General features: G+C 43.2%; 12 protein-coding genes. 8 read left to right on the top strand and 4 right to left on the bottom strand.

Annotated elements, in window-relative coordinates; translation table 11 throughout:
• Nucleotides 1-219: 219 nt before the first annotated feature.
• Nucleotides 220-1,410 (top strand): non-hydrolyzing UDP-N-acetylglucosamine 2-epimerase, encoded by a 1,191-nt coding sequence (wecB, locus tag AABW11_RS17370; protein WP_340106416.1) that lies wholly within the window; start codon nucleotides 220-222, stop codon nucleotides 1,408-1,410.
• 144 nt (nucleotides 1,411-1,554) lie between these two features.
• On the opposite strand, the gene AABW11_RS17365 is transcribed toward wecB, so the two are convergent.
• Nucleotides 1,555-2,220 carry a hypothetical protein gene (locus AABW11_RS17365; RefSeq protein ID WP_340106415.1) on the bottom strand — a complete coding sequence of 222 codons (666 nt, stop codon included), beginning with the start codon at nucleotides 2,218-2,220 and terminating at the stop codon, nucleotides 1,555-1,557.
• A 1,528-nt stretch (nucleotides 2,221-3,748) separates the two neighbouring features.
• Between AABW11_RS17365 and AABW11_RS17360 the strand changes: the two genes are divergently transcribed.
• On the top strand, nucleotides 3,749-4,297 hold the full coding sequence (locus tag AABW11_RS17360; protein WP_340106414.1) for an IS66 family transposase: 549 nt from the start codon (nucleotides 3,749-3,751) through the stop codon (nucleotides 4,295-4,297).
• Between the two features lie 187 nt (nucleotides 4,298-4,484).
• On the opposite strand, the gene AABW11_RS17355 is transcribed toward AABW11_RS17360, so the two are convergent.
• Entirely contained in the window at nucleotides 4,485-5,525 is a 1,041-nt protein-coding gene (locus AABW11_RS17355; protein ID WP_340106413.1) for a hypothetical protein, read from the bottom strand.
• A gap of 504 nt (nucleotides 5,526-6,029) precedes the next feature.
• Here AABW11_RS17355 and AABW11_RS17350 point away from each other — a divergent pair.
• The 6 genes from AABW11_RS17350 (at nucleotide 6,030) to AABW11_RS17325 (ending at nucleotide 13,870) form a co-directional block, all read left to right on the top strand.
• Nucleotides 6,030-8,372 carry a GumC family protein gene (locus AABW11_RS17350; RefSeq protein WP_340106412.1) on the top strand — a complete coding sequence of 781 codons (2,343 nt, stop codon included), beginning with the start codon at nucleotides 6,030-6,032 and terminating at the stop codon, nucleotides 8,370-8,372.
• 112 nt (nucleotides 8,373-8,484) lie between these two features.
• The gene (locus AABW11_RS17345; RefSeq protein WP_340106411.1) at nucleotides 8,485-9,003 is read left to right on the top strand and encodes a hypothetical protein; all 519 of its coding nucleotides are present in this window, start codon (nucleotides 8,485-8,487) and stop codon (nucleotides 9,001-9,003) included.
• Between the two features lie 336 nt (nucleotides 9,004-9,339).
• On the top strand, nucleotides 9,340-10,290 hold the full coding sequence (locus AABW11_RS17340) for a GDP-L-fucose synthase family protein (protein WP_340106410.1): 951 nt from the start codon (nucleotides 9,340-9,342) through the stop codon (nucleotides 10,288-10,290).
• Between the two features lie 493 nt (nucleotides 10,291-10,783).
• The gene (gene gmd, locus AABW11_RS17335; protein ID WP_340106409.1) at nucleotides 10,784-11,860 is read left to right on the top strand and encodes a GDP-mannose 4,6-dehydratase; all 1,077 of its coding nucleotides are present in this window, start codon (nucleotides 10,784-10,786) and stop codon (nucleotides 11,858-11,860) included.
• A 441-nt stretch (nucleotides 11,861-12,301) separates the two neighbouring features.
• Nucleotides 12,302-13,264 (top strand): SDR family oxidoreductase, encoded by a 963-nt coding sequence (locus AABW11_RS17330; RefSeq protein WP_340106408.1) that lies wholly within the window; start codon nucleotides 12,302-12,304, stop codon nucleotides 13,262-13,264.
• A 246-nt stretch (nucleotides 13,265-13,510) separates the two neighbouring features.
• Nucleotides 13,511-13,870, top strand: coding sequence for a hypothetical protein (locus tag AABW11_RS17325; protein WP_340106407.1), 360 nt, complete (start codon nucleotides 13,511-13,513; stop codon nucleotides 13,868-13,870).
• A gap of 255 nt (nucleotides 13,871-14,125) precedes the next feature.
• On the opposite strand, the gene AABW11_RS17320 is transcribed toward AABW11_RS17325, so the two are convergent.
• Together AABW11_RS17320 and AABW11_RS17315 are read right to left on the bottom strand one after the other, a co-directional pair.
• Nucleotides 14,126-15,415, bottom strand: coding sequence for a M14 family zinc carboxypeptidase (locus AABW11_RS17320; RefSeq protein WP_340106406.1), 1,290 nt, complete (start codon nucleotides 15,413-15,415; stop codon nucleotides 14,126-14,128).
• Between the two features lie 96 nt (nucleotides 15,416-15,511).
• Nucleotides 15,512-16,537, bottom strand: coding sequence for an N-acetylneuraminate synthase family protein (locus AABW11_RS17315; protein ID WP_340106404.1), 1,026 nt, complete (start codon nucleotides 16,535-16,537; stop codon nucleotides 15,512-15,514).
• Between the last annotated feature and the right edge of the window lie 3 nt (nucleotides 16,538-16,540).

Below are 16,540 nucleotides of genomic sequence, written 5' to 3'. Positions count from 1 at the left end.
AGCAATGGACTACTCTTTGAATTATTATTTTATCATGTTCAGAGCGATTGTTCAATGATTTTGCTTTCAACCCACAAACTTTCCTGTAGAACCCAAAAAGCAATCTCCGATCCCGCTTTGGTTTCTTTTTATAGGTGAAAACAAATGGTATTTTAGATCAGTAAAAAATATTCGATAATAACAGAATACGACCAATTAGAATTCAACAACTACATATACATGTTAATCGACATCATAGCAGGCGCACGTCCCAATTTTATGAAGATTGCCCCAATTATAAAAGAGATTGAGCGGGTAAATAATACATCAGGCATAGAAAAAAATTCAGATAACTATCTTGAATACAGGCTTATCCATACCGGGCAGCACTATGATAAGAACATGAGTGGTGCATTTTTTGAGCAACTCGGCATACCTGAGCCTCATATAAATCTCGAATCCGGGTCCGGCACACAATCGGAGCAGACGGGAAGAATCATGACCCGCTTTGAAGAAGTGTTAAAGGTTAAGATATCCGACCTTTGTATTGTTGTTGGTGATGTTACATCTACGATGGCATGCTCAATTACTGCTAAAAAAATGGGAGTTCGTGTGGCACATGTCGAAGGCGGAATTCGATCTGGCGACATGACGATGCCGGAAGAGATTAACCGGTTGGCTACGGACAGCATTACTGACTATTTCTTTACCACCTCAGAGATAGCAAATAAAAATCTGCGTAATGAGGGAGTAGACGACGATAGAATCTTTTTTGTAGGCAATACGATGATTGACACATTGCTGGGAAACCTGGAAAAGCTTCAAAAGCCCTCAATGTATGATGAAGAATCACTGGAGGAAGGGCAATATTTTGTAATGACGCTGCACCGGCCTGCAAATGTAGACGAGCAAAATAAACTTAAAGAGCTGATTGACAATATTGCCGAAGGTGTTAATGGAGAAAAGATCATATTTCCGGTGCACCCCCGGACAAAGAATATTCTGGATGATTTGGGGATATCCCAAAGTAATATCATCTATACGGAACCGCTGGGGTATCTTGAATTCATCTACCTGGTAAAGCACGCCCGCGCTGTTATTACTGATTCCGGAGGTATCACAGAAGAGACAACTGTACTCGAAATACCCTGTCTAACTCTCAGGGATAACACAGAACGGCCGGAGACAGTGACCGAAGGGACAAATGAACTCATAGGAACAAATCCTGAGTCTGTGAAGCCGGCCCTCAGGCAACTCATGAGAGGCAACTGGAAGAAGGGAACAACACCACAGAAGTGGGACGGTAAAGCTTCTGTCAGGATTATAGAGACAATTTGTGATCTTTGGAGTTCGGGCAAGCTGGATTCTCATGAACCATTTGTAGATCATGAGCTTATGTATAATCCGACGAATTTGTATTCTGAAATGTAAAAACTATTCGTAATTGAAACATTAAACTCTCGTGGTCCCTGTTTCAGCATGGAAGGCTATCACAGATTTAAAAAAAATCCACTTTATAGTCTACAGAGTGGATTTTTTTGCAATGCGATTTTTTTTAGAATAAAAAATTCGACATTACTCAACGACAGTTATAACGGTTTGCACATCCGATGGTGTTTCAGCTATTACAGCGTATTTGGTTCCCTCAGTAAAGTTAAATTCTTTGTAGCCTTCCTCAACTATTTGAAGAATAGTTTCAACTTTGTCGTAGCTGAAATTTGGTTTTCCGTCGTCTTTCATTCGACTCGGTAAATTTTCAAGGGGTATCTCATTTATATTGAATTCGGGAAAACCACGCAGTGACCATACTACAAGCTGGATTTCACGGTAAGTTAACTCAGGGTCTGCTGCCATAAGATCATCTTTAATATTGAATAGAAAGTTAAGAGGATTCCATTTTTCCACATTGAAGGTAGAGTATAGGGGGATATTAGTGTAAGAGGCATTATTAGAATCTATCGCTACCTTCCAGTCGATGCACCATCCATCGCCTGTGTGGCCGTTAGTAAATACATCGTTGTCCTCAATATTTTGAAACTCAAGTTCAAAGTATGCAGTTGAGTGCTTGTTAACGGTAAGTGTCGAATTTTGGGCTCCTGAAATAGGTGTTACATTTTCGACAGGCTCAAGAGAGTCAGATAATTCTCCGTCACTACTGGTAAGGTTTCCGCAGGATGAAAAAATTAATGCAAAAGATAGAATGACGGCAAAAGCAGGTAACGTGTTTAATTGATTCATCATTAAAATCTCGATTGTAAATTATATGTTGTTTAAAAGCTGGGTTGTATATTTCTTCGTCAAATAATAAGGATTGCAAATATGGAATATCAATTAAATTGCTCTAACAGGTGTAGACGACAGAGGGAAATGATAGTGGAGGATGAAATCAGGAGTTGAAAAAAGCCTGTTCCATCATCGCTGAATAGTGAATAATTAGTCGGCCCTGAATAATAGCATAAAGTTAATATTATCAGTTTTTTATAGAGGTTGAAAATAATTTTTTGGTGTCTCATTTTTGCAAGAAAACAACCCTTTTCAGCCTAAAACCTTGCAAAAAATGACAGTTACTTCTGCGGTAAAAAAGACAACGCGATATTTTCCACCCTTAATTACTGACGTCATTGATTAGGACTATTTTCAGGAAGCCTTTACCATCCACTATAGTCACACCGAGTCACCCACCGTACCAATTCGCTTTATTATCGGGTGCCTGCTGCTCAAGCGGATCTTAGACTACGGTGATGAGACCCTGGCTAAAGACTGGGTGATGAATCCTTACATGCGGCAAAGCCATCCGTTAGGGGCAGTATATTTGCGGAGAAGTCTTTTTCTAACACACAATTCCCTGTGATCTCAGCGGATTTGTTCATTTTCGCAAGCGTATTGCCAGCGATGGAATTGCTACCATTTTCTACTATTTAGTCGCCATCCACAAATTGGATGGCCGGGTCAACCAGGCATTGTTGGACGCTACGGTACTTGAGAACGATGTGACGTTACCTGCCGATGCCAAATTGCCCAAGAAAGTGATTGATCACTGCAATCGAATTGCACGCGCTGAGGATGTGCATCAGCGCCAGAGCTACGTCCGTGTAAGCAAGCAATTGCTACGCGACAGTCACTTTGGCATCACCACTGGCAACGCAAAAAGGCCAAACGAGACCGAAAGAAGTTGCGTGCCATCGCCAAGCGACTGCTGCGGGAATTTAAATGTAAACTAACCGCCGAGCAGCTCGCCGTCTACAAACTGCCAAAAGAGCTGTACTGATGGGCAATCACTCAGCAGCGATCAGAGTCTGATAAGGTCTAAAGTCTGCACAAGCCGTTCACCGCCTGCATTGCAAAGGGCAAGGCCCGTAAGAAATACGAGTTTGGCAAAAAGATAGGGTTGTTAACGCATCCTACCAGACGGGCCGTTCTGGCCATCAGGTCTTTTGAGGGCAATCCTCACGACTCCATCCAAGACGATCGAATCGTTGCTCGAGCAGGTTGTCTCTGATCAGCGTCCGCTGCCCAAAGAAGTCATCTATGACCGCGGCGTAAAAGGAGCGTTAGTGTAAAAATCACCATTCCGACGAAGGCCAAAGCAAGCGTTAGATCTGCCAAGAAGAGGCGGATGCGCCGGCGGTTTCGGCGCAGGGCCGGCATTGAGCCGCTTATCGTACACCTGAAAACCGACCATTGACTGGGACAGAACTATCTGCTCGGAGAGGAATCTCCCCAAATCAACGCACATTTGGCCGCAGCCGGATGAAATTTAAAGAAATGGATGGAGCAGTGGGTCAGAGATGGGGAAAAATTGTTACATTTTGCCTGTTCGTACCATATTGGTTCAGGCCAAAAACAAGTCATTTTGAGGTATGCGACCGAGCAGCAGGCCCGCGAGGATGGGTTGTCACCCGACGAGCGCAAAGACCTGCGCCTGGAGCAGTCGCTTCCCATCATCAATACGCTGGGAGCGTGGATTCACGCGGAGGTTCTGACCGTACTGCCCAAAAGCCAGATTAGCAAGGCCATGGCGTACACAATCAACCGGTGGGATAAACTCAGCGCGTATCTGAATGACGGGCTGCTGGAAATAGACAACAATCTGGTGGAGAATACCATCCGCCCGCTGGCGCTGGGGAGAAAAAACTACCTGTTCGCTGGCTCACACAAAGGGGCCCGGCGGGCCGCCATGGTCTATTCCCTGCTGGGGACATGTAAACTACACGGAGTGAACCCAACCCAATGGCTCACCCATGTACTGGCTAACATCCTGCAGACCAAATACAACGACGTGCGATCTCTCTACCCTCAGAACTTCAGCCAGCCATAGCAAACCGGTCAGCTCCATTCAACATGTAGTTGGTCGGGTGGATACATTTTGAGTTCTTAAGGAGCGACTAATTACACTTGTAGTAAATCAAAAAAAAATAAAAGTCGCCAGGTTTGCTCCTGACGACTTCTATTAATAAAGAGGTGTATTATAGTAAGATAAATGTAATCGGCTGTATGAAATACGATTATTCACAGCCCTTGGCATCTACATGAACCGCATAAAAGCTATTAGAAGGCACAGTAGTGCTGAAAGATTTTCCACCAGCGGTGCCCTTATGATCGAACTGACCTATCTGAGGATTTCCGGAAGGTGCTGTGGAATAGTCCTGGATTTTTACGTTTTCTTGCACGTTTTGAAATTCTCCATACTGATTAAGCTCAATCGTGATTTTCACATTCCCATTCTCAGGCTTAAATGTCACTGTTCCGATATCGATTGTCTGACCCGCATATAGAGTAATAGTTTTCTCAATGCCATTATAACTTGTATAAGTCGCCCAATTACCGCCCTGTTGGTTAAAACGTGTACCGTCTGCCCAGGCTGTTTCGGCTGAACATGTTACAATTCCACCGTTTTGCTGACCATCGTCAGTTCTTGCGAAAACAAGAAAAGGTTTGTCAGGTGAATAAGTAAAATCCGAAACTTCTTGCCTTACGCGGTTGGTTATTGACCTGACTTTTTGTACATCGAAAATCGGTTCTCCATTCAACAACATCCTTGATGGCATTGTGCCATTAGCCAGTGCTTCGTCAAGATTAAACGCAGGCGTCTCAATAAGTGACCAGAGAGCAACCTGAATTTCACGATAGGTAAGAGCGGGGTCCTCAGCCTGTAGCTCTTTACGAATAGTCATCAAATAATTTGCCGGTTTCCATGTGCTGCTGCCTTCTGTTGAATACATCGCTACACCACCATGCGTATCATTATTCTGCGCAATCGCTTTATTCCACTCTAAGCACCATCCCTCAGTGAGTCCTGCCCGAACCAATCCATGATCTGGTGTATTGTTCAGATTGAAGGCGAAGTAGCTGTCTAAGCCGCTTACGTCACCCCGGTTGACTGTAATGACGGTATTTCCGCTATTATCGATTGCTTCCAGTTCCAGATATGGTTCTACAGACTCCTCAAAAGAGGTGTTTATGTCAGTTTGACAAGCACTGATGAAGATGACCCCAATACATATGAAGCTCAGTAAAATTTTGAAACCCGTAGTTCTTAATTCCATAGTTATTACTCTTTATTTTTTATTAATTGCACTCTTAAAGCGATTTGCTCAATTCATGATACATAAATGGAATCGTGACTAAAATTAGTGTGCTTTAATAAAATGACCGGAAAGGCAGCAGGAAAAAAAGTTTGGCGGGGTAACGACAGAAATAAGAAAATTATACCTATATCAATTGGTAAATATTGATTGAAGTACTATCTATATGGGATATTAAAAGAGCTAAATTAAACCTGTTTAATTTCTTTGCAGAATCATTAATTTGATATAACATAATTTAAGCTAAAATGTTAGTTATATTTATATGCAAATTGATTCTAAATTCTTGTTTGGATCAAATTCTTAATAGAGAATGTTAACTAGTGGGTATAAGCGATTAAAGATTACTAATTCTCCTTAAAGCACTGTTTTTTTTCTAAGCATAAGAGTATCATCTGTGCAATAGAAACTTCAGAATGCATATGTACGGTTTCGAGAGTAAAAAAATTAAAGAGGTTTTAAAACATGTCTGACTCAATACAAAAATATCATAACGGGCACCACCAAGGTGGGCAAAATCAGTTAACCACCTTTAGCATACCCCGTTCGGAACAACAAGGGCAGGACAGTCTTGACCCTAAGAAACTTCTGAATTTGCTTTTCCGATACAAGTGGATCGTTATTTTATTGGTCATTGCCGGTGGGACTGGTGCCTGGTTTTATGCCGATACCATTACGCCCACGTACGAAAGCAAAGGTACCTTGATGATCAGTGCGGGAGGCGGCGCTGATGATGAACTTTCCCGGATCATCTCTCAAACCACCGGAATGGGGACGAGCTCTACGCTTGCAAACGAGCTTCAGGTGATTCAGTCACGTGCATTTTCACGACAGGTTGCCAAAAAAGTAATGGATCAGAATCCCGGATATATTGATGAGTTTCCTGTCCTATGGAATATCGACGAGAAGGAGAACGTTACGCGGGCAGATGAAAATACGGTTTCAGCCAGGGTCAGAAGAAATTTGTCGGCTGCTCTTCCGGAGCGCGATGCAGAGATTGTAGAAATAAGCTATCAGAGTTCATCTCCACAGGAGGCGGCTCACATAGTTAACGAGGCGATGGAAATTTATGTCGACAGATCAACGCTGCAAAACCGGCAGGCGGCAGAATCAACCGCCGAGTTCCTGGAACAGGAGAAGGAAGATATCAAACAGAAGCTTGAGGAATCGGAGCAGGCCCTTAAGCGCTTTATGGATACAACCGGTATTGTAAGGGTTGATGAACAGGCTTCAGGATTGGTATCCGAACAGGCGGGTGTAGAGGCTGAACTGCAGCGACTGGAGCTGGAACTTGAGACTGTCAACCGGACAATTGAGCAGCTTGAGGCTCAGATGGAGCAAATTCGCCCCGGCCTGTCTGAACAGTTCGCGGAAGCACTGGGTCCGAGGATCAGGAATTCACAGGAGCAACTGGCTCAGTACGAGATGGAGCGAACGATGATATTGACCCGAAATCCAAACGTACGTGACCGTGAACAAACTCCTCCAAGATTAAAATTACTGGATGAAGAAATAACGCGCTTGAAAGAAGAAATCACCAATATGTCGGATGAGCTGTTCACCGAAGATGATCAATATCTTGGTATGGATAATGAAGAAAGAGCTGGAATGATTGCGACCACCCAGGCACGCTTGACTGAGTTGAGGATTCAAAAAAACCAGTATGAATCACGAGCAGAAGCCTTGCGTGAGAGAAAAGAAGAGGTGGATCGGGAGTTTGATAATTTACCGGATGGAATGATGCAGCTGACGAAACTCCAGCGCGATGTCCGAATCAACGAAGAGTTGTACCTGAGTGTATCGAGACAATTCGCAGACATGTCTGTCCTGAAACAATCCCAGTTTGGCTTCGGAAGAATTCTTGATACAGGACAGGTCCCCGGCTCTCCTGTAAGTCCAAATAAGAAAATATTGCTGATTCTCGGTGTCATGATAGGCGGGGTTCTGTCTGCAGGATTTATCGCAGTAAGAGAGTTCTTCGATAACACTATTAGAAGTGTTGATGAACTCAAGATGACAAGCCTGCCTATGTTGGCGGCTGTTCCTGTACTTGATAAGGTGTCTAAAAGAAACAGGAAAGCATTCAAAAAAGGGAGTGGAGATATTCCAGAAGAGCTGGTTCTGTTAAGGGATCGATCACATGTAGCCTCCGAGGCGATAAGGCGTCTCAAAAACAATATTATTTACCAGCATGGAGATCAGCCGCCTAAAACAATAGCCCTCACAAGTCCCGAAAAAGGTGATGGAAAGTCTACAGTTGTTTCGAATCTTGGAATAGCTTTTGCTGAAGAAGGTTATAAAACACTGGTTATTGACACCGATTTTCGGAGGCCTAAACTGCATACCTATTTTGGCTTATCAAATGAGCAGGGACTCACCGATTACCTGAAAGGTAAGCTTCCTGTTCAGAAACTTTTGCAGGATACCGATATGGGATATCTGAAAGTCGTTTCATCAGGTACTAAATCGGATCGTCCCGAAAGCATAGTGAGCAGTAAAGAGTTTAAACAGTTTCTCAAGAAAATGGAGGATGTGTTTGATGTTATTATACTTGATACGCCTCCCTTCGGTATTATTAGTGATTCAACCACCCTTTTGAAACATGCAAACGTTACGTTAGTTGTAACAAAATATCGAAAAACCAACCGCGGGGTATTTTTGAAAACAATTGAAGAGCTTGAAAGAATTAATGCCAACGTCAGCGGAATTGTACTAAACGGATTTGACCACAGAAAAGAAGCAGGTGGTGATTACGGAGCAGGATACTATAAATCAGTTTATACTGATTATGAATCCTACGTAAAATGAGAAGAAAAAATCGTCTCATTGAGAAGTACTTAATTTTAAAGTAGGTTTGTCGATAATTGATGCAGCTAAATAAGTTGTCTATCCTATTTTTCAAAAATCTATAATTCTTTACATGTATAAAGTATTTGCGACAACACTACTACTTTTCGCAGTTCTAACGGTATCAGTGGCGCAGGCGCAGTTTCCCGAAGGTACCGGTGATCGTTATATCCGTATCGCAGAAATGGGACAGCTCGTCGATTCCGTTAATGTTTGGGGAGACGTAAGCAGCAGCGGAAGATATCTGGTTCCGGAAGGTACAAACTTACCCGACCTGATCTCCTTCAGCCTTGGATATACTCAGCTGAGGGATCGGAGGGATGGCTCTGTCGGTGCCCAAGAACAAATGATTGAGGTAAAAGTATCGCGATTCGATAATACAGAACGTGTGGTGGAAGTTGCTTTTTTCCGATACCGGAATCGTGACCCCGAACCTATTGAACTGTTCGAGTTTGATCTTCAGAACAACGATATCGTTACTTTAAAGATCAGCAGGGTTCCCACGTTTACGGATTATGTGAGGGTGATTGCTCCTATTTTGGGCACCCTGGCGACATCAATACTACTTATAGAGCGACTGCGGGGAGATTAAATTTCTGAATGGGTGATTCTGTGATTGTACATCACACGGCGTGAGTTTGGTAAACTGTGGAATTGTTGAACTGGTGGAGAACTGAGAATGCCAACGCATTTAAATGATGTTGGAGATATTTTTGGTTTAATGTTTCTATACGGTTGCTGACTCTTTCTACAATTCTTTCCTGATTTCCTCTTATGGACGCCGTTTTGCACTTAAATTCCGTGTCTGTATCTTCATATTTCTTTTATCTCTATATCTTTTTTAGTGGGCAGGAATAATATTTGACAGCTCTATCCCCCAACAAAATGACAATAGAACAGATAATGCAAGGTAATACTTAAGTCGACTATGGATAAAAAGTCAAAAATTTATATCGCCGGTCATCGTGGAATGGTTGGTTCAGCGGTGGTTCGAAAGCTGGAACGCGAGGGATATCAAAATTTAGTGTATCGGAAGAGTTCAGAGCTCGATCTTAAAGATCAGCCGGCTGTAAAACAGTTTTTTGAGGATGAAAAACCCGACTTTGTTGTGGATGCAGCTGCCCGTGTTGGCGGCATAATGGCGAACCGGGATTATCCCTGGCAGTTTTTGTATGAGAATCTGGAGATACAGAACAACCTGATCGCAGCTGCTCATCAACATGACGTGAAGCGCCTGATCTTTTTGGGCAGTTCCTGTATCTATCCAAAACACGCTAATCAGCCCATGCAAGAGGAGTCACTCCTGACCGGCTCACTTGAACCCACAAACCAGTGGTATGCAATTGCAAAGATTGCGGGCGTAAAAATGGTAGAAGCATTGCGTGAACAATATGACCGGGATTATGTGTCACTGATGCCAACCAATCTTTACGGCCCAAATGATAATTTTGACCTGGAAACATCTCATGTTCTTCCGGCGATGATTCGTAAATTTCATGATGCCAAAGAAGCCGGCCATAAACCGGTGACATTGTGGGGGTCCGGCTCACCGATGAGAGAATTTCTTCATGTAGATGATGTAGCCGATGCAGTCTATTTTAGCCTGACAAACAGGATGGAGTACGACCTGTACAATGTGGGCACGGGAAAGGATATTACGATCAAACATCTGGCAGAGCTTATACAGAATATTGTTGGGCACGATGGAGATGTCGAATGGGATACAGGCAAACCAGACGGAACACCAAGAAAACTGATGGATGTGAACCGAATGAAAGAAGAAGGGTGGGAATACAGTATTGAGCTCGAAGAGGGGATCCGGATGACGTATGAATGGTTCCTTGAGAATATTGACGATATCAAAGAGGTGAAAATTTAGGGCATAAGTAATATTTGAACCTGGAATAAGAATCCTGATAATGTATCATATTAACTCTCCCATATTACGGGAAGATACATAGGGGTGTTCATCGGTTTTTTTTACTATATGATAGGTATCCTTTTACTGAGTTTTAAGAAACCGATAATCACAGATATCAGCCAGTCATTTTTTGCCACGAGGACACTAAGACGCAAAGGTAAACGAAGTTTGATAATATCAATCAAGTACTCTTCGTGATACTTCGGGTCTTCGCGCCTTAGTGGCTAACTTAACTGATCCATCAATTTGATTGGTACTTCTGTCATATACTCAGCTGAGGTGGGCCAGTAACACTGCCTCTGAAAGAGGATTTAGATTGGTTTAAGAGTGGCTGAAGAAACAAAAAAAGATGTCCGGTAATTATGTTATCATTGTCATTTCTATTTAGTTTTTCGGACCTTTGAGCCGATAAAAATCAAGCATCCAACATATTAAAAAAAAGACGAACACATTGAGCACAAAGAAAAAAACGGCGCTTATCACGGGAATCACGGGTCAGGATGGTTCATACCTGGCTGAACTGTTACTTGAGAAAGGATATGAAGTACACGGTATAAAGCGACGATCGAGCCAGTTTAACACAGAGCGGATTGACCATCTTTATACGGATCCCCATTTCAAGGGACTTCCTTTTCACCTTCATTATGGTGATTTAACAGACTCCACAAACCTTATCAGGATTATTCAGGAAACCCAGCCGGATGAGATTTATAATCTTGCCGCTCAAAGTCATGTTCAGGTCTCGTTTGATTCTCCGGAATACACTGCAGATGTGGATGCATTGGGTGCCATGCGTCTGTTGGAAGCGGTCCGAATTCTTGGAATGGAGAAAAAGACCAAGTTTTACCAGGCGTCGACGTCTGAGCTGTACGGCAAAATCCAGGAGACGCCGCAGAGCGAAACCACGCCATTTTATCCCCGGTCACCTTACGGCGTAGCGAAATTATACGCCTATTGGATTACAGTGAATTATCGGGAGGCATATAATATCTATGCAACAAACGGTATTCTTTTTAATCATGAATCGCCGCGCCGTGGTGAAACGTTCGTAACCCGGAAAATAACCCGTGCAGCTGTTAGAATAGCTGAAGGGATCCAGGAAAAGACATTCCTCGGCAATCTCAATGCCGAGCGTGACTGGGGCCATGCCAAAGATTACGTCTATGGTATGTGGCTGATGATGCAACAGGAAGAGCCTGATGATTTCGTCCTGGCAACAGGTGAAACAACGTCAGTGCGCAAATTTTGTGAGATGGCGTTCAAACATGCCGGAATCGAACTGGAGTGGCAGGGGAAAGGCGTGAATGAAAAAGGAATTAATAAAGAGACAGGCAAGCCGGTCATAGAAGTAGACCCGCAGTATTTCCGGCCTACAGAGGTAGACCTGCTTCTTGGAGACCCCACGAAGGCTCAGGAAAAGCTTGGCTGGAAATTTGAGTATGATATTGAGGCCCTTGTCGAGGATATGGTAAAGGCGGATCATAAATCACTGCTGGATAGTATTAATGGCGAAGGGAAAGTGAGGTAATGCGCTTCGCGTAGTGTTTAATTGTTGAGGATCACGCTTTGCGTGATGTTAAACTGTTGAATTGTGGAACTGTCGAATTGGTAAACTGTCGAGAAATCCAGAGGTAGGATTAGGAATTTAGAGTCAGTTTAAAAATCTTACGATTCAACGATTCAACGATTCAACGATTCAACGATTCAACGATTCAACGATTCAACGATTCAACGATTCAACGATTCAACGATTCAACGATTCAACGAAAAACCGGACGCTGCAAGGAGCTCTCCGTCAGCTGACGGATCGCACTCTTGAAGGTCCTAATTTCAGATTAAACGAATATTTACACTTATAATTAATGAAATTATTAATTACGGGTGGTGCGGGGTTCACCCCGTGGAATGGAGCTCAATTCCACAGGGCGAGTAGAAGTGGAAATTATACAGGCATAAATAGAAGATTCGCATGAAACTGTTAATTACAGGCGGAGCGGGGTTCATTGGCAGTAACCTTGTCGAGCATTTTTTATCTGATGATAAAGTTGAGCTTGTCCGTGTTCTGGACGATCTGAGCAACGGCTATTACGATAACATCCGGGAGTTCGAAGACCACTCCAAATTTGAATTCATAAAGGGGGATATTTGTAACTACCAGACCTGTCTGGATGCCTGCGAGGGTATCGATAAAATCACGCATCAGGCAGCGCTGGGGTCGGTTCCCCGGTCAATTGAAAACCCGATGCGGACGACTGAAGTGAATATTCTGGGCACGGTGAACATGATGCATGCGGCCGTGGAAAAGGGAATAGAAAGAATTGTCCTGGCCTGTAGCTCCAGTACGTATGGCGACAGCAAGGAGCTTCCAAAAGTGGAAGACCGGATCGGAAAGCCGTTGAGCCCGTATGCAGTGAGCAAACTTTCTATTGAGCAGTACGCGGATGTGTTTGCTAACACCTATGGTCTGAATTTCGTGGGCCTTCGCTACTTCAATATTTTTGGAACACGCCAGAATCCGGATAACCCATACGCTGCTGTGATTCCCATTTTTTGCAAGGCATACATTGACGGAACAGCACCAACTATTAATGGCGACGGCAAAAACAGCCGTGACTTTACATATGTCACAAATGCTGTTCAGGCTAACGACAAAGCACTGTTCACTGAAAGCAGTGAAGCTCTGAATGAGATTTATAACATTGCGTGTAACGAGCGAACCAATCTCAACGAGATGGTTGAGATTCTCGAGGATGTCAGCGGTAAATCAATTGACGTAAACTACGGCCCCCCACGTCCGGGCGACGTAAAGCACTCCCTTGCTGATATCAGCAAGGCTCAGCGTCTGCTGGGATATCAGCCTGAAGTTCTTTTTAAGGAGGGGTTGGAGAAAGCGTATCGATATTATGTTGAAGAGTATGGGGTGGAGGCTTAAACATGGCATGTCTATTCAATTGATGCTGTTCTTTGATTTATGCTTTGATTGAACCATAGCATGACTGTCTCCAATTACACAATATTATGGTTGGAATCGATTAATGAATAGAAAGTCATATTCAGTTTTTATAGACATGCAATGACTGACCGATAGACCGCTATGTGGCGCCTAGGACCAGGGAGGCATCGGGTAGTAAAAAAAGACAGGCATTTTAAATAGGTTCCACTTTACACATATGATACCATGAAATACGTCACGCTATTAATTATTATATTTGGTCTAGAGATAAATACGGCGAAAGCCCAATATAAGGAGACATTGCAATTGGCCACTCTTTCTCCTGTGGTTGCCGTCATATATAGTAAAGACATTGAAGGCTACCATAAAAACCACTATATGCTCAGCACTATCACTTATATGGGAAGCTATATGATAACTGATTCTGTATGGAAATCTGCAGTTATTAGCCTTGCTATGGGTGCATCAAAAGAATTGATATATGACAGACTCTTAAAAAAAGGGGAACCACTGTGGAGCGATATGAAGTGGAATACTCTGGGTGTAGCTCAGGGAGCTGTTTTCACGGTTTCACTGAAATTTTAGGCGTTTTTCTGACCAACAGCCTCAGCTGCCACCAAGGCGTTTACTTTTATTGATTATTTGTGTAAAATCATGCCCCAAAAATCTATTTTGTAGATGCGGGACACTCAAATACCACGTTTTATAACCGTACGTCGTTCATAATCAATGACCAAAATGGTGCCGCATGAAGATTGCGAAAGTCAGGAGAAATCTTAATCGATCCCGTTCCTTCATTTAAATATACGAAGTAGTCTTTGTTAACCGAAACAACCAGGCTTACAAAGTCATTAAGTGCTCCATAACAGAAGCCGCGAGCGCCTTGCCTTTTTCTTCAACCAGATCATATGATGAATCTTCGTCAATGATAACGACCAGAGATTCCATCCCGTAATTTTTATAGAAATAGTCCTCTGCAATAAGAATGTAATCATCGGTACTTCTGGTCTTAATGGCAGGAGAATAATCGGGCAGGTAACCGGTCACTGATTCGGCTATAGTCATTGTTTCCCCTTTCATGCTACTTCCTGTATCAGCATTGTAAACATAAAGAATACTTTCGCGGTTGGAGCGGAAATCGATATTCAGGTAGAAATCATTACCTGATAAAGTCGCCATGGAATCGATATATGCTTTAATTGCTTTGATTTCGGGCTGCATCGAGTTGCCCCAGTCTTCAGTTAAATTTACGCCCCCCATATTATGGCTCCAGTGCCCATGGTCGGCTCCGTCGGGATTGATGTGAGGGAATAAGTAAACATTATACTCCGATCTGAAATCCTCTGCGGTTTCGTTATCTGCTGTTATCTGCTCGATAAAAGACTGCATCGCAAGATATCCTACAGACATAGACGGATACTGACGGGTAAGTATTATGATATTTTTGTCGGCCTGCTCATTTTCAATTTCGACAGTATAAATGGGCTTTTTTTGATGACTTTCTCCAATCACGTCAATATTAATAAACGGTTTGCCCGATAGTGAGTCCAGCCACCCTTCAACGTCATTGGTTGAAACAACTTTGTTGGCGGCAACCCAGAGAGTGTCGGGCCCTGTACTTAACCGTATCAGTGCTTCTCTTGGCATATCACCCGTTTCTAAATTGGAACCCTCTCTGGAATAATTTATAAAATTGTCGATTTGGAGGTCTTTCCAGTTAGTTCCATCGGAACTGATTTTAGGGTAGTATCGATGAGTTATTCCTTCAGGATAGGTAAATTTTATATAGATATCTTTCTGCTCTTCAGACCATATTTTAAATGCGTACCATGGATTGGATTTAACAGGGGTATTTTCGGGCGTAATCAGCACCGTAATGAGAGAATCATGTGTTGAAATTGCTCCGTTCAACCGGGCACCATCGAAGTTGTTTGATAATGTGACACCGTTATCTAGAGCAAATTCACCTCTCCATTGCTTTTCTACAGGAACTGAATACTTCGGGGCTCTGTCATTCTCACTAGCTTGCTGACTGATTCTGTGCTGTCTTTCCTGGTATTTGTCCCATCCTAGTATGAGAGTTGTAATAAGGAGAAAGAGAATCGTGAAACCGGCAAGTAATTTTTTCATTAATTGAAAATTGTAAAATTATGATTAAAAATCAGTTGATTTCAAAATGGCGATGTTTAAGACATCGCTCCCTGATGGTTGATTCATATGTAGCCTTTATCCGATATCATCCCACTGAATGAGGTAATCTTTTTCGAGGTCGTGCTTCGTTTTTTTCCCGATAAACTTGTCGAGGTGTTTCGCTTCCACGCCGGTTCCCGGCCGTTTTGTCCAGATAAGATCTTCCGTTAAAGTTGTGCCCCCAGGAATATCCTTCAGCGTTACGATACTGCGCCGGGCCCAGGTACGGATGGGTTTTTCCAGTTCATTAATTCTTTTCTCACTGCCCATTGCCGCTTCGATTTTGCGGATACCGTCTACAAGCTGGTATAACTCATGGGGTTCTATAGAAACACTTTGGTCGGGCCCGGGTTGTTTTTTGTCGAGAATCAGATGTTTTTCAATCAGCTTTGCGCCAAGAGATACGGCCCCGAAGCAGGAGTATATATCCGGAGAGTGATCGGAGTGGCCGACAGGTACTCCATAACGATCCTTCAGTTCCCGAATAACTCCGAGGTTCAGGTCTTCGTACTTTGGCGGATATTCAGAGGTACAGTTCATTAGTGCAAATTGATCCGTAATAAGACTAAGGGCTTCTACTGTTTCATCTATTTCCTTCATCAGGCTCATTCCCGTGGAAAGAATCATCGGTTTTCCAAGTTTGGCGATTACTTTCAGTGTTGGTATATCGGTCAGTTCGCCAGAACCGATCTTGAAAGCCGGAACAAGATCATTGATCTCCAGTGCAGCTCTTTTGCTGAAAGGAGTGCACATATAAAGAATTCCAATCTCATCACAGTACTCCTTAAGTTCACGATGCTGTTCAAGGGAAAGCGCGTAAAGCTGCAGAAACTCATAGAGCGGCATGTTGAAATTGTCACTCATTGGCACGCCGTCTCTCAGCATCTCTTCATCCGGCAGATGATGCTGATATTTTACGGCGTCGGCCCCGGCAAGCTTCGACTGCCGTGCCATCTCTTTCGCGGTATCCATGTCACCCAGGTGATTATCGCAGGCCTCGGCAATAATAAAGCATCTGTGATCTCCGCCGATCTTTTTATCAGCAATCTTAAGTGTTTTCATATT

The sequence above is a fragment of the Rhodohalobacter sp. 8-1 genome, assembly GCF_038150125.1.
Lineage (GTDB): Bacteria > Bacteroidota > Rhodothermia > Balneolales > Balneolaceae > SW132.
The sequence above is the reverse complement of the archived record's forward strand: the minus strand, read 5'-3'. Positions and strand labels throughout refer to the sequence as shown.

What these genes read in the sequence shown, in the direction of transcription:
- wecB (WP_340106416.1), top strand. Translation starts at nt 220, where the DNA reads ATGTTAATCGACATCATAGCAGGCGCACGTCCCAATTTTATGAAGATT.
- AABW11_RS17365 (WP_340106415.1), bottom strand. Translation starts at nt 2,220, where the DNA reads ATGATGAATCAATTAAACACGTTACCTGCTTTTGCCGTCATTCTATCT.
- AABW11_RS17360 (WP_340106414.1), top strand. Translation starts at nt 3,749, where the DNA reads ATGGAGCAGTGGGTCAGAGATGGGGAAAAATTGTTACATTTTGCCTGT.
- AABW11_RS17355 (WP_340106413.1), bottom strand. Translation starts at nt 5,525, where the DNA reads ATGGAATTAAGAACTACGGGTTTCAAAATTTTACTGAGCTTCATATGT.
- AABW11_RS17350 (WP_340106412.1), top strand. Translation starts at nt 6,030, where the DNA reads ATGTCTGACTCAATACAAAAATATCATAACGGGCACCACCAAGGTGGG.
- AABW11_RS17345 (WP_340106411.1), top strand. Translation starts at nt 8,485, where the DNA reads ATGTATAAAGTATTTGCGACAACACTACTACTTTTCGCAGTTCTAACG.
- AABW11_RS17340 (WP_340106410.1), top strand. Translation starts at nt 9,340, where the DNA reads ATGGATAAAAAGTCAAAAATTTATATCGCCGGTCATCGTGGAATGGTT.
- AABW11_RS17330 (WP_340106408.1), top strand. Translation starts at nt 12,302, where the DNA reads ATGAAACTGTTAATTACAGGCGGAGCGGGGTTCATTGGCAGTAACCTT.
- AABW11_RS17325 (WP_340106407.1), top strand. Translation starts at nt 13,511, where the DNA reads ATGAAATACGTCACGCTATTAATTATTATATTTGGTCTAGAGATAAAT.
- AABW11_RS17320 (WP_340106406.1), bottom strand. Translation starts at nt 15,415, where the DNA reads ATGAAAAAATTACTTGCCGGTTTCACGATTCTCTTTCTCCTTATTACA.
- AABW11_RS17315 (WP_340106404.1), bottom strand. Translation starts at nt 16,537, where the DNA reads ATGAAAACACTTAAGATTGCTGATAAAAAGATCGGCGGAGATCACAGA.